14 protein-coding genes and 1 tRNA gene are annotated in these 16,436 nt (G+C 65.5%); 7 read left to right on the forward strand and 8 right to left on the reverse strand.

From position 1 onward, the window contains the following. The coding region (locus KBA48_RS27260) for a sensor histidine kinase KdpD (protein ID WP_292911846.1) at nt 1-352 on the forward strand (352 nt) is incomplete at its 5' end. Nucleotides 353-458: 106 nt separating this feature from the next. Here KBA48_RS27260 and KBA48_RS27265 read toward each other — a convergent pair. Together KBA48_RS27265 and KBA48_RS27270 are read right to left on the reverse strand one after the other, a co-directional pair. Continuing rightward, a complete protein-coding gene (locus KBA48_RS27265; protein ID WP_292911847.1) occupies nt 459-1,460 on the reverse strand; it encodes a DUF6607 family protein in 1,002 nt (333 codons plus the stop codon). Nucleotides 1,461-1,471: 11 nt separating this feature from the next. Beyond that, entirely contained in the window at nt 1,472-3,667 is a 2,196-nt protein-coding gene (locus tag KBA48_RS27270) for a TonB-dependent hemoglobin/transferrin/lactoferrin family receptor (RefSeq protein WP_292911848.1), read from the reverse strand. A 305-nt stretch (nt 3,668-3,972) separates the two neighbouring features. Between KBA48_RS27270 and KBA48_RS27275 the strand changes: the two genes are divergently transcribed. Then, nucleotides 3,973-4,506 (forward strand): hypothetical protein, encoded by a 534-nt coding sequence (locus KBA48_RS27275; protein WP_292911849.1) that lies wholly within the window; start codon nt 3,973-3,975, stop codon nt 4,504-4,506. Nucleotides 4,507-4,597: 91 nt separating this feature from the next. On the opposite strand, the gene KBA48_RS27280 is transcribed toward KBA48_RS27275, so the two are convergent. After that, on the reverse strand, nt 4,598-5,353 hold the full coding sequence (locus KBA48_RS27280; RefSeq protein ID WP_292911850.1) for a SapC family protein: 756 nt from the start codon (nt 5,351-5,353) through the stop codon (nt 4,598-4,600). A gap of 340 nt (nt 5,354-5,693) precedes the next feature. On the opposite strand from KBA48_RS27280, the gene gcvA reads away from it, so the two are divergent. From gcvA to KBA48_RS27300, 4 genes are all read left to right on the forward strand, one after another. Continuing rightward, entirely contained in the window at nt 5,694-6,608 is a 915-nt protein-coding gene (gcvA, locus tag KBA48_RS27285; protein ID WP_292911851.1) for a transcriptional regulator GcvA, read from the forward strand. 61 nt (nt 6,609-6,669) lie between these two features. Further along, the gene (locus KBA48_RS27290) at nt 6,670-7,404 is read left to right on the forward strand and encodes a hypothetical protein (protein WP_292911852.1); all 735 of its coding nucleotides are present in this window, start codon (nt 6,670-6,672) and stop codon (nt 7,402-7,404) included. Then, on the forward strand, nt 7,337-9,127 hold the full coding sequence (locus KBA48_RS27295; RefSeq protein ID WP_292911853.1) for a hypothetical protein: 1,791 nt from the start codon (nt 7,337-7,339) through the stop codon (nt 9,125-9,127). Before KBA48_RS27290 ends, KBA48_RS27295 begins: the two co-directional genes overlap by 68 nt. Continuing rightward, on the forward strand, nt 9,124-12,330 hold the full coding sequence (locus KBA48_RS27300) for an error-prone DNA polymerase (protein ID WP_292911854.1): 3,207 nt from the start codon (nt 9,124-9,126) through the stop codon (nt 12,328-12,330). Before KBA48_RS27295 ends, KBA48_RS27300 begins: the two co-directional genes overlap by 4 nt. Nucleotides 12,331-12,366: 36 nt before the next feature. On the opposite strand, the gene KBA48_RS27305 is transcribed toward KBA48_RS27300, so the two are convergent. From KBA48_RS27305 to KBA48_RS27320, 4 genes are read right to left on the reverse strand one after another with little or no spacing between them, the layout of a single operon-like run. Then, entirely contained in the window at nt 12,367-13,422 is a 1,056-nt protein-coding gene (locus tag KBA48_RS27305) for a magnesium transporter CorA family protein (RefSeq protein ID WP_292911855.1), read from the reverse strand. Continuing rightward, nucleotides 13,419-14,333 (reverse strand): bifunctional methylenetetrahydrofolate dehydrogenase/methenyltetrahydrofolate cyclohydrolase FolD, encoded by a 915-nt coding sequence (gene folD, locus KBA48_RS27310; protein ID WP_292911856.1) that lies wholly within the window; start codon nt 14,331-14,333, stop codon nt 13,419-13,421. The genes KBA48_RS27305 and folD overlap by 4 nt, the downstream gene beginning before the upstream one ends. A gap of 33 nt (nt 14,334-14,366) precedes the next feature. Beyond that, nucleotides 14,367-14,684, reverse strand: a complete 318-nt coding sequence (locus KBA48_RS27315; protein ID WP_292911857.1) for a DUF167 family protein — start codon at nt 14,682-14,684, stop codon at nt 14,367-14,369. Nucleotides 14,685-14,712: 28 nt separating this feature from the next. Continuing rightward, a complete protein-coding gene (locus tag KBA48_RS27320) occupies nt 14,713-15,006 on the reverse strand; it encodes a YggT family protein (protein ID WP_292911859.1) in 294 nt (97 codons plus the stop codon). Nucleotides 15,007-15,238: 232 nt separating this feature from the next. On the opposite strand from KBA48_RS27320, the gene KBA48_RS27325 reads away from it, so the two are divergent. Beyond that, nucleotides 15,239-15,314 (forward strand) — tRNA-Ala (locus tag KBA48_RS27325). Between the two features lie 192 nt (nt 15,315-15,506). On the opposite strand, the gene KBA48_RS27330 is transcribed toward KBA48_RS27325, so the two are convergent. Beyond that, a partial coding sequence (locus KBA48_RS27330) for a hypothetical protein (RefSeq protein WP_292911858.1) occupies nt 15,507-16,436 on the reverse strand: 930 nt, incomplete at its 5' end.

Here is a 16,436-nt window from a genome sequence, read left to right on the forward strand (position 1 = left end):
CCTGCGCGCCGACCCGCTGGCCCTGCGCCAGATCCTGTTCGCCCTGCTGGACAATGCCGTCACCCACACGCCCGAACACAGCCATGTGCGTATCGATGGCGAAGCCACCCCGGCCGGGGTGGTGGTCAATATCAGCGACGATGGCCCGGGACTGCCGGCGGAGGTGCTGTCGGGCATGGGGCGGCCCTTCCTGCGCGGCGGCGATCCGCTGACGGCCGGCGTCGGCGGCCTGGGTCTGGGCCTGTATCTGGCGACGCTGCTGACCATGCGGCATGGCGGCAGCTTGTCCGCCGCCCCTGCCCACGGGGGAAAGGGAACCCGCATCCGGCTGGCCTTTCCGGCCATCGCCTGACCTCGTCGGATGCGGGCACCGTTTTGTGGCGGACCGGTACGGACCCGGCCGCCTGAATTCCATCCGGGGCTCCGATGCGTAATACCATCGGAACCCCGGACGCGCGTCACCCCCGCGACGCGCCGGCCGTGGCGGCGGCCGGTCCTGTTGCGCCGTTGATCAGGTGGCGGGCCTGGGACACGGCATCGGCCGTTCCCACCTTGCCCTCGGCCACCTTGTCGGCGAGTTCCATCAGTTGTTTGCCGGTGCTGGAACCGTTCTCCGCTTCCTGCACCAGATGGATGCCGCCATGACGGGCGGCGACATCGTCCCATTCCTTGCGCACGGCGGCCCAGAAGGTGCCGGTCCTGGCCATATAGGCGTCGGCCGCCGCAAAATCGAAGTCGGTGGACGGGACATAGCTGTTCAACACCACCTCATGCACGATGGTGGTCGGCTTGCCGTCGCGGATGCCGACCTTGGCATTGTCCTGCTCATGCACCCAGCCCTGGTATGTCAGGGCATGGCGGTTGGTGCCGTAATAACGGTCATAGATGGGCTTGCGGATGGCGTCGCGCCGCGCCAGCGGCCGGCCCGTCTCTGCGCTGATCCAGCGATGTTCACCGCGATCATGCTTCCACTGCCCCACCCCGCCATAGCGCGGGCTGTCATCGGTCTGCCAGACCGTCTGTGCCCAGGCATCGGCGCGCTGGGCGGCGGGAACAGGCGACAGTTTCCACTGGTCCGGGCCTTCATAGGTCAGCACCGTTTCCGGCTCGTAGATCCAGTCCTGACGCCAATGCTTGATGATGACGGGCTTTTCATTCTCATCCTTCACGACCAGCAGATGCTGAAGCCGGATGGTGCGGCCCGTATCCTCGATGACGCGCACCGCCTCGTACCCGCCACTGCGCTTGGGCTCGATCGGTTCATATCCCGGCGCGATGGCCACCGTTTCCTTGAAGTCGAACTTCACCCGGTAGGTGCCGGCCATGGCCAGGATGGACGCGCGGTCGGCATTGAAGGCGGTGCAGTCCGGCTTACCACAGCCGCCGGAATCCTGGGCGAAGGACGGTGCCGCCGCCAGCAGCATCAGCGCCATCAGGCCATATTTCAGGGATTTGGTCATCGGGGGTTTCCTTAGAAGCTGACCGTCAGCGAGGCGCTGACATTGCGGCCGGGCTGGGTATAGCTGTCACGGACGGCAGAGGTGGCGGACAGGCCGCGCACATCGCTCCACCACCAGTATTTCCGGTCGGTGATGTTGAACAGGCCGGCGCGCAGGGTGGCGAAATCGGTCACCCGCCAGCGGGCCGTGGCGTCCAGCACCACAAAGTCACCGGGCGTGAAGCAGCCGCCGGTGCAGGCGGCGGCAATGCGGCCCGTGGACTTCTTCGCCGAATAGATGGCCGACAGGCTGGCGCCGAAGCGGCCGTCCTCCGGCTCCTCCCAACTGATGCCCAGCGTCACCTTCACCGGATCGATGCTGTCCAGCGGCGCCTTCACACCCCCCGTCTCCTGTGTACCCTTGGCATAGGCGGCACCGCCAACCAGCCCGAAACCCTGGCCGACATCCAAGTTCGCCTTGGCCTCCAGCCCATGGATGGTGACCTTGGAGAGGTTGACATATTGATAGGTCGCGGGGTTTGCGGCCGTGAAACTGCCGGATACCAGGATCTGATCGATGAAATCGTCGTACCAGCCCTTGAACCCCGTGACCGAGCCCTGCCAGTCGGCCCCGCGCAGGCGCAGGCCCAGTTCCACGGTCCGGCTGGTTTCCGGCTTCAGGTCGGGGTTGGAGATGGAGCGGTAATTCTGGATCGGGTTGGAAAAACCGTTATTCACCTGGCTGGGGGCCGGGGCCTTGAACCCTTCCGCATAATTGGCGAATAGGCCGGCATTGTCGGAAAGCCAGTAAAGGGCGGCGAATTTCGGTGAGAAATGATCATCGCTCTGCCCCGTGGGCGTGCCCACGAACAGCGGATCATTCTTGGGGTCGATCTTGTAATAATCGTAGCGGATGGCGGGATAGAGCGAGAGCGCGCCGTTCAGCAGCGTCACCTCATCCTGGATGAACAGGCCGGCCAGCGTGTGGTCGGTGGTGGGGAAGGCACGGGTGGGATAGGTCTCCCCCGCCGGCGGGACCGTGCCGCTACGGGTTCCCACCTGTTCGGTCAGGGAGTAATCGCCGCCATAGACCAGCAGATGGCTGATACCGTCGCCCGCAAGGCGGGTGCTGGCATCGATATTCAGGCCCGTGACCTTGTTGTCGAAAGTGTTGATGCGCAGCCGGTCGGCGGCGGTGTTGCGGTCTTCGGCCGAATATTGCCGCGTGTCGCTGTCCTGGCGGTACAAGGTCCAGTGCAGGCTGTCCAGGGCGCCGGTGTCGGCCGGGTCATAGCGGTGATCCAGGCTGATGCGGTTGCGGCGCACCGTGTCATGCGCCTGCAGGCCCAGCACGCTGGTGGCGGCCAGCGGCGGCACCGCGATAGCCGTCAGCACATCGGCGTCCATGTCATGGTCGAACAGTTCATAGGTCAGGCGCAGCGTATGCTCTGCCGTCGGCTGCCAGACCAGCTTTGCCATCCCGGAATTGTCGGCAATATCCTGCGGGTTGGGCGCGGTGCGGGTGCTGTTGGCCGTCCTGATGCTGCCCTTGTTCTCCAATTCCTTGGTATCGCGGCGGTTATAGGCGAGCATCGCAGACCAGGCGCCAACCTTGCCGGCCAGGACCATGCCCTTGCCCCAGCCCCGGTCGGCCTCCGTATAGCCGGCCTTCACCTCCCCGCCATAGGATTTGCCGGCCGTGATGAAATCCTCCGGGTCCTTGGTCACGAAGCTGACGGCACCGGCCAGCCCGTCGGAGCCGTAAAGCGCGGATGCCGGGCCGCGCAGGATTTCCACCGATTTCAGCAGGTCCAGGTCGACATAGTCGCCGCGACCCACCGATTGCCCGCCAAAGCTGAAGGCGTCGGGGGCGCGGATGCCATCGGTCTGGATCAGAACGCGGTTGCCTTCCAGCCCGCGGATGTTGAAGCCGCTATTGCCGTCGCGGCCCGTATTGGCGCCAGCCGCCGTGAAGCGCGACGGGGCGGAGCGGACGGAAACACCCGGTTCGTGACGGACCAGATCCTTGATGTCGGTGATCATCCGGTCCTTGACCTTTTCGGCACCGATGACGCTGACGGTTGCCGGAGCCTCCACCGTTTCCTTGGGCGTCCGGGTGGCGATCACCGTGATCTCGCTCACCTGCACATCGGCGGCATCGGCCACCTGCATCTCCTGCGCTGCGGACGGGGCCGCCAGGGCCAGCAAAACCAGGGGCAACGCCGTCATGTTCCGGCAACTCACGATCCCAACTCCCACACTCAATTGCGAACCACTCGCAATATCAATATTCAGAATGCGGGTGAGAATCAATATCAATTTATTTGCGGGAACGAACTTGTCCCGATCAGGGCGGGCGGAGATGAATTGTGGCGGATCGGTGCCGGATCTGACGCGGAAATGTCGCGCAAATTCCGGCACTTCGCCCGATCGTGGTCTTTCGGCCGCCATTTCCGGACGGCTTCATGGAGGTGTCGGGGGAACGACGAAGCCAGAAGGCGACGCCCCCCACAAGACAGAACCCGGAGGATCAAATGCGTAGCACCGTGATGCTGATGACCGGCCTGACCGTCGCCCTGCTGACCGGCGCCGCCCAGGCGCAACTGGTTGGTGGCAATGGTGCCGCCGGACTGGGCGGCACCGTGCAGGGTGTGGCGGGGACCAGCCTGGGCGCCAATGGCGGCGCCGGTCTGCGAACGGGCCTGGACGCCGGTTCCACCCTGGACCAAACCCGTGGCCCCGCCACCCGCCTGAAGCATGAGGTGTCGACCAGGGCGGAAAAGACCGGTGACAAGGCCAAGGAAAAGGCGGCCGCCACCGCCACGGCCACCACTGACGCCGCCAAGGGCACCGTGACGGGCGCCATCGACAAGACGGCACAGGGCGCCAAGGCAACCACGCAGACCGCCGCCAATGCCACGGCCGCCGCACCGGCCGCCACCGGCGCAGTGACGGCATCGACGGGCGCCACGGCGGAAAAGCCGGCAACCCCGACGGCCGCGACCCCGGCGCAGGACGTGAATGCCAGTGCCGCCGCCAGCGCCACGGTGGAAACCAAGCCGAAATAACCGGCCCCTTCCCCGCCCCTTCAATGAAAACGGCCCCGGTGGGGAACCACCGGGGCCGTTCCATTTTACGCGGATCTGGGGACCAGACCGATCAGACGTCCTTGGGCAGGCGGTCGATCAGGTTCTGCCAGCGGCCCAGCGACACAAAATGCGCATAGACCAGACCGATCCAGTTGCGCTTGCGCCATTCCAGGAAGGTCTCATCCGGCAGGGCGTTGAACTTGGCTTCGTCGATGACGCGGAAACCGGACAGCGAGAGCTGCTTACCGGCCGGGGTCACGACTTCGGCGCGCTGATCGACCAGCAGGCCCAGCTTCTCCACCTCTTCGCAGAAGAGCTGCGTCTGGCGGGCGGACTGGTTGAAGGCCACGCAGTAATTCAGGATGTCTTCACCTTCCTTGGTGCCCTTGCCATCCTTGAAAAGCTGCATGTCACCTTCGGAACCCTCACCACGGACCAGGATTTCCTCATCCTCTTCCATGACCAGGACCAGACGCTTATCTTCCGGCATTTCGACCAGGATGAACGGATAGCGACCGATATAGGCGGGGATCTGGGAATTGAAGGCCCAGGTGCCATCTTCGCGGATGAACAGGTTCTCGCCCGCGCGCAGGCCCAGAAGGGCCATCACGCCGGCCGACGGGCCGGGGCCGAACACCAGCGGGTAATGATTCTGCAGCAGCGGCATCTCTTCCGCCAGCACGGGCACGGCGTGAATGGTCGACGCATACCGGAAAGTCCGATTGCGCTTCACCTTCACATCGGCGTGCTGCGTGGCGCTGACCGCGACGGGGTTCTTGTACAGCAGCGGCATCTGGGGAGCGTCGGCGTTGGCGACGTCGGTCATCTTGGTCGATCCCGGCAATTTTAGGCATAGGGCGGCCGTCCGCCCGGCACTGGGGTGCCCATCAACTGCCGTAATCCACCCCTCGCTGTCAATGCCGATGGCAAGGGAAAACAGGCGGGAAACGGCAGGAAAGAAGGCTGAACAGCGTCGCGAAAGGCCAGTTGGCGGGCCCGGACGTGCAATTCCGGCGGATCATGGCTTGGCTCCTTGAAAAAACGTCGGGTTGTGAACGCCATCATCACGGAAACCTGGCTTGACGTCTAATATCAATCAAATACAGTGGCTGTAATTTAAAGTTACAGCCAAGCCCCGTCACCGGGGGCATGGCGCTGGAGGTCCGATGCGCCGCCTGCCACCCTTGACCCAGTTGCGCGCCTTCGAAGCAGCGGCCCGTCATGAAAGCCTGAGCCGGGCGGCAGAGGAATTGAACGTGGCACATCCCGCCCTGTCGCGACAGATCCGCGACCTGGAGGCCTGGCTGGGCTGTGCCCTGTTCACCCGGCATAATCGCGGCCTGTCGCTGACCGATGCGGGGCGTGCCTATCGCGATGCCGCCGTGACGGCGTTCGACCTGATCGAAGGGGCGACGGGCCTGCTGCGCACGACCCCGCCCGTGGCCGGCCGGTCGCGCCTGATCCTGTCGGTCGAACCATCCTTTGCCCAACGCTGGCTGATCCCGCGCCTGGGCGATTTCCGGGCCCGGCATCCCGAGGTGGAGGTGGTGGTGGATGCCACCCGGGTGGCCGCCGATTTCCGCAAGGGGGGCGCCGACCTGGGCATCCGGTATGGCAGCGGCCCCTGGCCGGGACTGCAGGCGCAGCTTCTGTCCGCGATCGTCAATTTCCCCGTTTGCGCCCCGCATCTGGCCGGCCGGCTGCCGGCCGATCCCGCCCGCCTGCTGGACGGGGATCTGCTGCTGGAAGAGGTGGACATGCCCTGGCATGCCTGGTTCCGGGCGGCCGGCGTGGCGGTGACGGCACCGTTGCGCGGCACCCGCTTCTTCGATGCCGGCAATGCCATCGATTCGGCCATGGCGGGCCAGGGGCTGGCCCTGGGTGACACGATCCTGGCCGCCGACGACGTGGCCGCAGGCCGGCTTGTGCGGCCTTATCCACAGACAGCCACCTATGACGCCTATCATCTTGTCGCCCCCGCCCCGCACTTCCGTCGCCCGCCGGTGAAGGCCTTTGTGGAGTGGGTAACGGCGGCTATGCGCCGGTTCCAGGAACAAAGGGGGGATCAGATCGCGGGGTAAACGAACCGCCCCCTCTCGATTCAGCGCTTGCCAAACAGAACAAAACAAGAACAATAAACCCATGACCGACACGATCCCCACCATCGCCGCCCTGCGGGAGCGGCTGTCCATCATGGACCGGGTGCGCCCGCCCAAGGGGCGGAACGCCCTGTCGCTGGGTCTGGCCTGTCTGGATGCGGCCTTGCCGGGCGGTGGGCTGGTGCGGGGCGGCTGCCATGAATTCCTGCCGGCGCCGGCCGATGCCGGGGCCCATGGACTTGTCGCCTGCATGCTGTCGTCCCTGCCGCCCGGTCCCATCCTCTGGTGCCGGCACCGGGACAAGGGGGATGCGCTGGGCCAGGCCGACATGCCTTACGGGCCGGGTCTGGCGGCGCTGGGCCTGGATGCGGGCCGGCTGATCCTGGTGCGTCCGGACAGTGGCGATGACGCGCTCTGGGTGCTGGAGGAGGCATTGCGCTGTTCCGCGCTGGCCGCCGTGGTCGGGGATGGCGTGCTGCCCGGCCCCGTGGCCGGCCGGCGCCTGCAACTGGCGGCGGAGGATGGGGGGGCACTGGGCATCCTGATCCTGCCCCCCCTGGGCCGCCCGCCCCCGTCAACGGCGCTGACCCGCTGGCATGTCGCGTCCCTGCGCGACCCGCCGGCGCATGAGGAAGGGGGAAGACCGCGCTGGCACGTGTCGTTGCTGCGGGCGCGGGGCGGTGGTTCGGGACGATGGGAGGTTGCCTGGGATGACACGGCGTTTCGTCTCCGTCTGGTTCACCCGCTGGCCGACGGACCAGTGGCGGCGGCGGAATAAGGTCGCGACCCTGTCCGGTCCGCTGGCCCTGACCCTGACGGGCCGGGGGGGCGTTCGCCTGCATGCCGTGGACGCCCTGGCCACCGCCGACGGGTTGCGGCCCGGCCTGCTGCTGGCCGATGCGCGCGCCCTGTGTCCCGGCCTGAAGGCCGTGCCGGCCGATATGGCGGCGGACGGCGCCGCATTGGTGCGGCTGGCCGTCTGGGCCCAGCGCTACACGCCACAGGCCGCCACCGACGGGGCCGACGGCCTGATCCTGGACATCACCGGCTGCGCCCATCTGCATGGCGGGGAGGAAGGATTGCTGGCCGACATGGGAGAAAGGCTGGGCCGGGCCGGCCTGACCCATCGCCTGGGCCTGGGGGATACGGGGGCGGCGGCCTGGGGATGGGCCCGCTACCGGCCGGCCGCCGCCGGCCCCATCCTGCCCACGGGCACGCGGGCCTGGGCCTCGCTGCTGTCCTTGCCGCTGGCGGCCCTGCGTCTGGAGGAGGGGGTGCGTGACGATCTGGCGCGTGTCGGCCTGCGCAGCGTGGGTGACCTGCAACGCCAGCCCCGCGCGCCGCTGGTGGCCCGGTACGGGACGGGGCCGCTGCGGCGGCTGGACCGGCTGCTGGGCCTGACATCCGATCCGGTGGCACCCCAATCACCGGACCCGGCCTGGCAGGTGCGCCAGCCCTTTGTGGAACCCATCGCCACGCGGGAAGCCATCGAAGCGGCCTTGCTGTCGCTGCTGCGCGACCTGTCGGTGCGTCTGGAGGCGGCGGGACGCGGCGCGCGGCGCCTGAAACTGACCTGTTTCCGCACGGATGCCACCACCCAGGACATTACCGTCGGCACGGCCCGCCCTGTCCGCGATCCCCCGGCCTTGCTGAAACTGTATCGGGAACGGCTGGATCAGGTGGAACCCGGCTTCGGCATCGAGATGATGGAACTGGTTGCCACGGGAACGGATATCTTCACGGCCGAACAGGCGGGGCTGGCCGTGGGTGGCGGCGATGCCTTCGCGCTTTCCGGCCTGCTGGACCGGCTGGTCAACCGGCTGGGCGAGGATCGGGTGGGCCGCCCCGTGCCGTGCGACACCCATCGCCCGGAACTGGTGATGGAACTGGCCGGCGGGGATGGGGTGGGGAACCTTTGCTCCCTCACCCTCCCACCCGCTGACGCGGGCGGGCCCCTCCCTCTCCCGCAGGCGGGCGAGGGGCGAAATCACGGGCAAGGCGAAGTACCGCCCCTCGCCCACGTCAGTGGGAGAGGGAGGGGCCCAAGCCGCAAGGCTTGGGAAGGTGAGGGTGAGAACAGGGGCCCAAGCCGCAAGGCTTGGGAAGGTGAGGATGAGAACAGGGCCCCAAGCCGCAAGGCCGGAGAGGGAGCGGAAAACCCTTCCGACACAAGCACTGTCCCCAAACCCTGGCCCAAACCGCAACCCCACCGCCCCGCCCCGTCGCGCCCCCGCACCTGGCGGATGGAGGGAATGCGCCCCCTGCTGCTGCTGCACCCGCCGGAACCGGTACAGGTGGGGGATGCGCTCGGCTGGCGCGGGCGGCAACTGGCCATCGACTGGCTGGAAGGGCCGGAGCGTATCCGGCCCGACTGGTGGCGGGCGCGCTGCGGCCCGACGCGGGATTATTACCGGGCGCAATTGGCCGATGGCCGCCGGCTCTGGCTGTTCCGCACCGTCGATGACCGGGGGGCCTGGTATCTGCACGGGCTGTGCGCATGACCGCTCCGGATTTCATCGACCTGCAGGTGACCAGCAATTTCAGCTTCCTGCACAGCGGCTCGCATCCGCACGAACTGGCGCTGGCGGCGGCGGCGCTGGGCCGCCGGGCCGTCGCCATCACCGACCATGACAGTCTGGCCGGTGCCGTGCGTATGCATGTGGCCTGCAAGCAGCATCGGATGCGGCTGGTGGTGGGGTGCCGCCTGACCTTGGCCGATGCCCCGCCTGTGCTGTGCTATCCCACCGACCGCGCCGCCTATGGAAGGCTGACCCGGCTGTTGACCCTGGGCAAACGGCGTGGCGCCAAGGGGGAATGCCATCTGACGCTGGCCGATCTGGCCGGCGCCGCCGACGGGCAGGTGCTGGCCGTGCTGGCGCCAGAGGGACGGGCCACGCCGAAACGGCTGGCCGACCTGTCGGCGATGCTGGAACGGTTCCGGGCGCTGCCGGCCGCCGGGCTGTATCTGGCGCTATCCCCGCTTTACCAGGGCTATGACCGGTCGCGCCTGCTGCTGCTGGGGGCGTTGGCGGACCGTCTGGGCATCGGCCTGCTGGCCACGCATGATGTGCGGTACCACCATCCCGACCGGCAGCGGCTGCACGATATCCTGACCTGCATCCGCCATGGCCGCACCCTGGCCGATGCGGGCCGCACCCTGTCGCCCCATGCCGAACATTATCCCAAGCCGGCGGAGGCGATGGCGGCCCTGTTCGCCGACCGGCCCGACGCGCTGGCCAATACGCTGCTGATCGCCGACCGCTGCCGCTTCACCATGGATGAACTGCGCTACGACTATCCCATCGACCCCATCCCCGATGGCCGCACCCCGCAGGAGGAGCTGGAGCGCCTGACCTGGGAGGGGGCGAGGAAATATTACCGGCAGGATGTGCCGGAGAAGGTCGCCAAATTGCTGGAATATGAGTTTGCCCTGATCGGCAAACTGCAATACGCGCCCTATTTCCTGACTGTGCATGACATTGTCCGTTTCGCCCGGTCGCGCGGGATTCTGTGCCAGGGCCGGGGATCGGCCGCCAATTCGGCCGTCTGCTTCTGCCTGGGCATCACCGCCGTCGATCCCGCGCATCACGACCTGCTGATCGAACGTTTCATCTCCGAAGACCGGGACGAGCCACCCGACATCGATGTCGATTTCGAGCATGAGCGGCGGGAGGAGGTGATGCAGTATATCTACACCAAATATGGCCGCGATCATGCCGGCCTGGTGGCCACGGTCATCTGCTACCGCTCGCGCATGGCGATCCGGGAGGTGGGAAAGGTGCTGGGCCTGTCGGATGATGTCATCGGCGCCCTGGTCCGGCTGGGCTGGAACCGCCAGAGCAGCAGCCACGAGGCCACGGCGCGGGAGGCGGGGCTGGACCCGACCGACCCCACCTTGTCGCTCTGCATGGAACTGGCCTACGACCTGCGCGGCTTCCCCCGCCACCTGTCACAGCATGTGGGCGGCTTCGTCATTTCCCGGTCCCGCCTGGATGAACTGGTGCCCATCGAGAATGCGGCCATGGAGGATCGCACCGTCGTGGAATGGGACAAGGATGATGTGGAGGCGCTGGGCCTGCTGAAGATCGACGTGCTGGCGCTGGGCATGCTGTCCTGCATGCGGCGCGGGCTGGAGATGCTGGGCCAGCGCCTGGGCCGGCCCCTGACGCTGACCGACATTCCCGACGGGGACAAGGATACCTATGACATGATCTGCAAGGCCGACACGATCGGCGTCTTCCAGATCGAAAGCCGGGCGCAGATGTCGATGCTGCCGCGCCTGCGGCCCAAGGTTTTCTATGATCTGGTGATCGAGGTGGCCATCGTGCGCCCCGGCCCCATCCAGGGCGACATGGTGCATCCCTATCTGCGCCGCCGCCGGGGGGACGAACCTGTCAGCTTCCCCAAGCCCGAACTGGAAGAGGTGCTGAAACGCACCCTGGGCGTGCCCTTGTTCCAGGAACAGGCCATGCGCATGGCCATCGTCGCCGCCGGGTTCACGCCCGGCCGCGCCGACCAGTTGCGCCGGGCCATGGCCACCTTCAAGAAGACGGGCGGGGTCGGGGCCTTCGAACAGGAATTCATCGATGGCATGATCAGGAGGGGATACGACCCCGATTACGCCGCGCGCTGTTTCAAGCAGATCCAGGGCTTCGGCAGCTATGGCTTCCCGGAAAGCCATGCGGTCAGCTTCGCGCTGCTGGCCTATAAATCCTCCTGGCTGAAATGCCACCACCCGGCGATCTTCGCCTGCGCCCTGCTGAACAGCCAGCCCATGGGTTTCTACCAGCCGGCCCAGATCATCCGCGACGCGGTGGAGCATCGGGTGGAGGTGCGCCCCGTGGATATCAACCGGTCGGAATGGGATTGCACGCTGGAGGAAGGGCGCAGCGGCCCGGCCCTGCGCCTGGGGTTCCGGCAGGTGAAAGGCATGCGGGAGGACGCGGCCATTGTGATCGCCCGTGAACGGGCCGGCGGCTATGACACGATCCGCGACCTGTGGCGGCGGACCGGCCTGCCCGTGGCGATCCTGGACCGGCTGGCCGATGCCGATATCTTCGCGCCCCTGGGCCTGGACCGGCGCCAGGCGCTGTGGGAGGTGAAGCGGCTGGGCGGCAAGCCGCTGCCTTTGTTCCAGGCCGCCGATCAGGGCCGGCGCCTTGGCGACAACCGCCCGCCCGTGGATATGGGTGATGAACCGGAAGCGACCTTGCCGGCCATGAGCCTGGGTGAACAGGTCTGGGCCGATTACCGGACACAGGGGCTGACCCTGCGCGCCCATCCGCTGTCCCTGCTGCGGACCACCATGACCGGGCTGGGCATGGGGCCGGCGGCGGCGCTGCGTGACGGCAAGCCAGGGACCCTGGTCAGCGTGGCGGGTCTGGTGCTGGTGCGGCAACGGCCAGGCACGGCATCGGGCGTGATCTTCGTGACGCTGGAGGATGAGACGGGCATCGCCAATCTCGTGATCTGGAACTCCGTCCTGGAACGGTTCCGCCGCACCTTGATGACGGCCACCCTGATGGGTGTGCGCGGGCGCTTGCAGCGGGACGGCGACGTCATCCATGTCGTGGCCGAACGGCTGATCGACCTTTCACCCCATCTGCACGCGCTGAAGGACGGGCCGGCCGCCATCGCCAACGACATGGCGCTGCCCGACGCCCTGCCGGCGCAGATATTCGGGGAAGGGCGGAATTTCCATTAAAGCGGTTTTCCGGTCACCGGAAACCGCCACGGGGGCTTACAGCCAGCCGCGCTTGCGGAAATACCAGAGCGGCAGGACCGCCGACAGCACCATCAGCAGCAGGGCCAGCGGGTACCCGAAGCTCCAGTCCAGTTCCGGCATATGTTCGAAATTCATGCCATAGATGCTGGCCACCAGGGTCGGCGGCAGGAAGGCGACGGAGGCCACCGAGAATATCTTGATGATGTTGGTCTGCTGGATATTGATCACGCCCAGCGTGGCATCCAGCAGGAAATTGGTCTGCATCGCCTGAAAGGCGGCATGTTCGACCAGGGAATGCACATCGCGGCCGATGGTCTTCAGCCGGGACTTCTGATCCTTGTTCATGCGCGGGCCGGTCACGGTGGTGGCAAAGGCCACCAGCCGTTCCAGCCCGGCCAGGCTGTCCCGCACCTTCTGTGTCAGGTCGCCGGCGCGGCCCACGGCGGTGATGACGGCGCGCATCGAAACTGTGGTGGGCGGGCGGCGGCGGACATGGCTACGGTCCACCACCTGATGCCGGGGCGCCTTGGCCCCGTCGCGCGTGACCAGGGTTTCCACGGTCCGGTCCTCATGATCGGCGAAGACGCGGTGCGACAGGCGGTCCAGGTCGGCCGTGACCCTTTCCAGAACGTCGGCGGCGCGATCCACCACCGCCTCCAGCAGGCCCAGGAAGGCCTCCAGCGGGCAGGTCACCAGTTCGGCCTGTTTCAAGGCGCGCGCCGCGAAGATGGCGAACCATAGAGGTTCCGTATGGCGGATGGTGACCAGCAGGTCAGGCCCCAGCGCAAAGGTCAGCAACCCCCGTTCCAGCAGGCCGGTGGAGGAGCGGACGATGACCGGTGTGGTCATGAAAGCCACCTCCCCCTCTGTATAGAGGCGGGAGGAGGTTTCGATCTCGTTGATATCCTCCAGCGTCGGCAGATCGGCCGACAGGCGGTTGGAAACGGTCAGCCGTTCCATCTCGTCCGGGAACAGCAGGTCGAGCCAGACTGCGCCGGGGGGAATGGCATCCCCCGGTCCCAAGGCCTGGGCTGTCAGGCCGGCCGCATCCCGGACATAGGCCGTGATCACAGGCCGATCCCGGCGGGCACGGCCACACCGGCGCTGCGGCAGGCGGCAGTGACGGTATTGGCCAGCAGACACGCGATGGTCATCGGCCCCACCCCGCCCGGCACCGGCGTGATGGCGCCCGCCACCGACGCCGCCTCGGCATAGCAGACGTCACCCACGATGCGGGTCTTGCCGGCGGCGGCAGCAGCCGGATCACGGGCCGGCACACGGTTGATGCCGACATCAATGACAACGGCCCCTTCCTTGATCCAGTCGCCCTTGACCATTTCCGGCCGTCCCACGGCGGCGACCAGGATATCGGCCTCCCGGCACATGGCGGCCAGGTCGCGGGTGCGGGAATGGGCCACCGTGACGGTGCAGTCGGCCTGAAGCAGCAGTTGCGCCATGGGCTTGCCCACGATGTTGGACCGGCCGACCACGACCGCATGCAGCCCGCGCAGATCCTTCACCGTATCCTTCAGCAGCAGCATGCAGCCCAGCGGCGTGCAGGGCACCAAAGCCGGCAGCCCGACCGACAGGCGCCCGGCATTGACCACATGGAACCCGTCCACATCCTTGGCCGGATCAATGGCCGACAGAACCGCCTGTGTGTCGATATGGCCGGGCAGCGGCAACTGCACCAGGATGCCGTGGATGGAGGGGTCGTTGTTCAACTGGTTGACCAGACGCAGCAGCTCTTCCTGGCTGGTCGACGCGTCCAGCCGGTGGGTGACGGAATGCATGCCGGCTTCGCGGGTCTGTTCGCCCTTGTTGCGGACATAGATGGCGCTGGCCGGGTCCTCGCCCACCAGCACCACGGCCAGACCGGGGACCAGGGCATGGGTGGTGCGCAACTGTTCCACGGCGGCCCCGATGCGTGCCCGCAAGCCGGCGGCGAAGCCCTTGCCATCGATGATGCGTGCCTCGGCCATGTCCGGTCTCCCCGTTCTTTCAATAATAGGTCGCTACAGCCCGCCCAGCCAGTCGCTCAGCCGGGGCATCAGGGCCTCTGTCTCGCCGGCAACGAATAATATCTTTGACCGGTCCGTGCCACCCGCGACGACGCCGATGCTGCTTTTCGGAATTCGCCACGCTTTGGCCAGCAATTGGATGATGGCGGCGTTGGCCTTGCCATCCTCGGGCACGGCGGTGACCGCAATCTTCACTTGGCTCCGCCCGTCCGCCCCTTCCGCCACCCCCTGTACCGCATTGCGGCTGGCACGCGGGGTGGCGCGGACAAACAGGCGCACGCCACCCTGGGCTGGCTCCAGCGGCGGCTTCACGAGTTTTTCCCCCGTGGCGCCACCACTGTCAGATGATCCCGTAATTCAGGATCAGGCGCTGGATGAACATGACGATCAGGATCAACACGACAGGCGACAGATCGACCCCGCCCAGATTGGGCAGCACATTGCGGATGGGGCGCAGCGCCGGTTCCGTCAACCGGTACAGCACGTCGGAGATCACGTAGACGGCGCGGTTGCGGGTATTGACCACGTTGAACGCGATCAGCCAGGACAGGATGGCCGAAATGATCAGCACCCAGACATAAAGGTCCAGCGCCACATAAACGATTTCGGCGATGGTGCGCAGCAGCGGGTCCATGTTCATCCCATGTCCGGTGGGCGGGCGGCGGATACCGGCCCGCATCTGCTCAGGAACGTAATGTCGTCCCCCCGCCCTGTCCACCCCCGCGCGGGTCCGCTGTCACACCGGCACAGGGGGCCATGCGCGGAAAGTGGGGCCGGGTCGCGACGGCATGCTTGACAGGACGGGGTCGGATCAGCATTATCCGCGCCACTTCGGGGGCCTGCCGATCTGGCGGGCTCGATGGTGCGGGGCCGTAGCTCAGCTGGGAGAGCGACGCGTTCGCAATGCGTAGGTCGGGAGTTCGATCCTCCTCGGCTCCACCATTCCTCCGGAAGTTTCTGTTTCCTGGATCATACATGGTATGATTGCATGATGCGTCCGGACGTTTCATGCGCGGGTCCTGTGATGCTTGGCGCTGCGCCAAGCCTTCAGTCGGTCGTGCCCGGACATAAGGCGATATAAAATCTCTTATGCCTAGCCACAATCGATTGAGTCCAGTATCACTAATTTACTCTTTAATTATTTTTGATTTTTGGAAATATACCCAAACCAAGAATTGAAAATATACCTGAAATCGCACATCCCATCGCATTCGTATCCACACCATTATAGGAAAATTCCTCTGTTTTCCTTTCAATATATTCTTGGAAAACCTGGCGATTGAAGAAACTCCAAATTGAATGATCCATTTCAACATTCTCCAGAATAAATCGCATTATCGCCTGATAGGATGCAATGGCTGCTTCGGTACCGAACCGCGTCTGTGGTGTTAGCATCGCACCATCCGTCAATGCTTGATAATTGCTGTAAGACAAATCCGGAACCGATTGATGAACCCACAATGGTCCGGTCAATGAAGACAAGGGTGGTGAGTTGGAAGAGATAACCGACATCTCGTTCCACCTATCCATCAAGGAGCGGTCAATTATAGACTTGTCCCATTTTTTGTCAGCCATCGGATAGTATGCAAGATCAACATCATTACTCACGCAGAGATCATGAATGACCTTGTTCTTTGTGTGCTGAGAACCCGGTAGTCGCCGGCGCGCCTCGACGATGAGCCAATTAGCCAGGATATCTGGCATTATCTTTGTTTTGTTGCCGAGCCATGAGGACATGCCAAAATGTGTTCGACACCGGGACCTGAGATAAAATTCGGCTTGAATATGATCGATCTGGTCGGTCTCCTCTTCAATGTCAAGGAAAGAAATTATAAGTTTTTTTCTAACAGATTCCACAGCGTCATTGGTTAACAACTGGAGGGCCCGAGCCATTCTCCGTCTTTCCATCCATATATCAACGGCCAACGCAGCACTATATTTACCCGCACGCCGGATTGCTTCACTGACATAGTCAGAAACGGTGAGCCCTCCTCCAATTTCTCCAAATGCCCCCGAAAAATGGATGACATTTGATAAGGCGCGTCCCGGGACAGGAGCAGAGGC

This window comes from Niveispirillum sp. (genome assembly GCF_017996735.1).
Classification (GTDB): domain Bacteria; phylum Pseudomonadota; class Alphaproteobacteria; order Azospirillales; family Azospirillaceae; genus Niveispirillum.

Bases quoted from the DNA above. Each gene is read 5' to 3' on its own strand.
- KBA48_RS27265 (WP_292911847.1), bottom strand. From the start codon at position 1,460: ATGACCAAATCCCTGAAATATGGCCTGATGGCGCTGATGCTGCTGGCG.
- KBA48_RS27295 (WP_292911853.1), top strand. From the start codon at position 7,337: ATGACACGGCGTTTCGTCTCCGTCTGGTTCACCCGCTGGCCGACGGAC.
- folD (WP_292911856.1), bottom strand. From the start codon at position 14,333: ATGGCCGAGGCACGCATCATCGATGGCAAGGGCTTCGCCGCCGGCTTG.
- gcvA (WP_292911851.1), top strand. From the start codon at position 5,694: ATGCGCCGCCTGCCACCCTTGACCCAGTTGCGCGCCTTCGAAGCAGCG.
- KBA48_RS27320 (WP_292911859.1), bottom strand. From the start codon at position 15,006: ATGGACCCGCTGCTGCGCACCATCGCCGAAATCGTTTATGTGGCGCTG.
- KBA48_RS27270 (WP_292911848.1), bottom strand. From the start codon at position 3,667: ATGACGGCGTTGCCCCTGGTTTTGCTGGCCCTGGCGGCCCCGTCCGCA.
- KBA48_RS27290 (WP_292911852.1), top strand. From the start codon at position 6,670: ATGACCGACACGATCCCCACCATCGCCGCCCTGCGGGAGCGGCTGTCC.
- KBA48_RS27280 (WP_292911850.1), bottom strand. From the start codon at position 5,353: ATGACCGACGTCGCCAACGCCGACGCTCCCCAGATGCCGCTGCTGTAC.
- KBA48_RS27300 (WP_292911854.1), top strand. From the start codon at position 9,124: ATGACCGCTCCGGATTTCATCGACCTGCAGGTGACCAGCAATTTCAGC.
- KBA48_RS27275 (WP_292911849.1), top strand. From the start codon at position 3,973: ATGCGTAGCACCGTGATGCTGATGACCGGCCTGACCGTCGCCCTGCTG.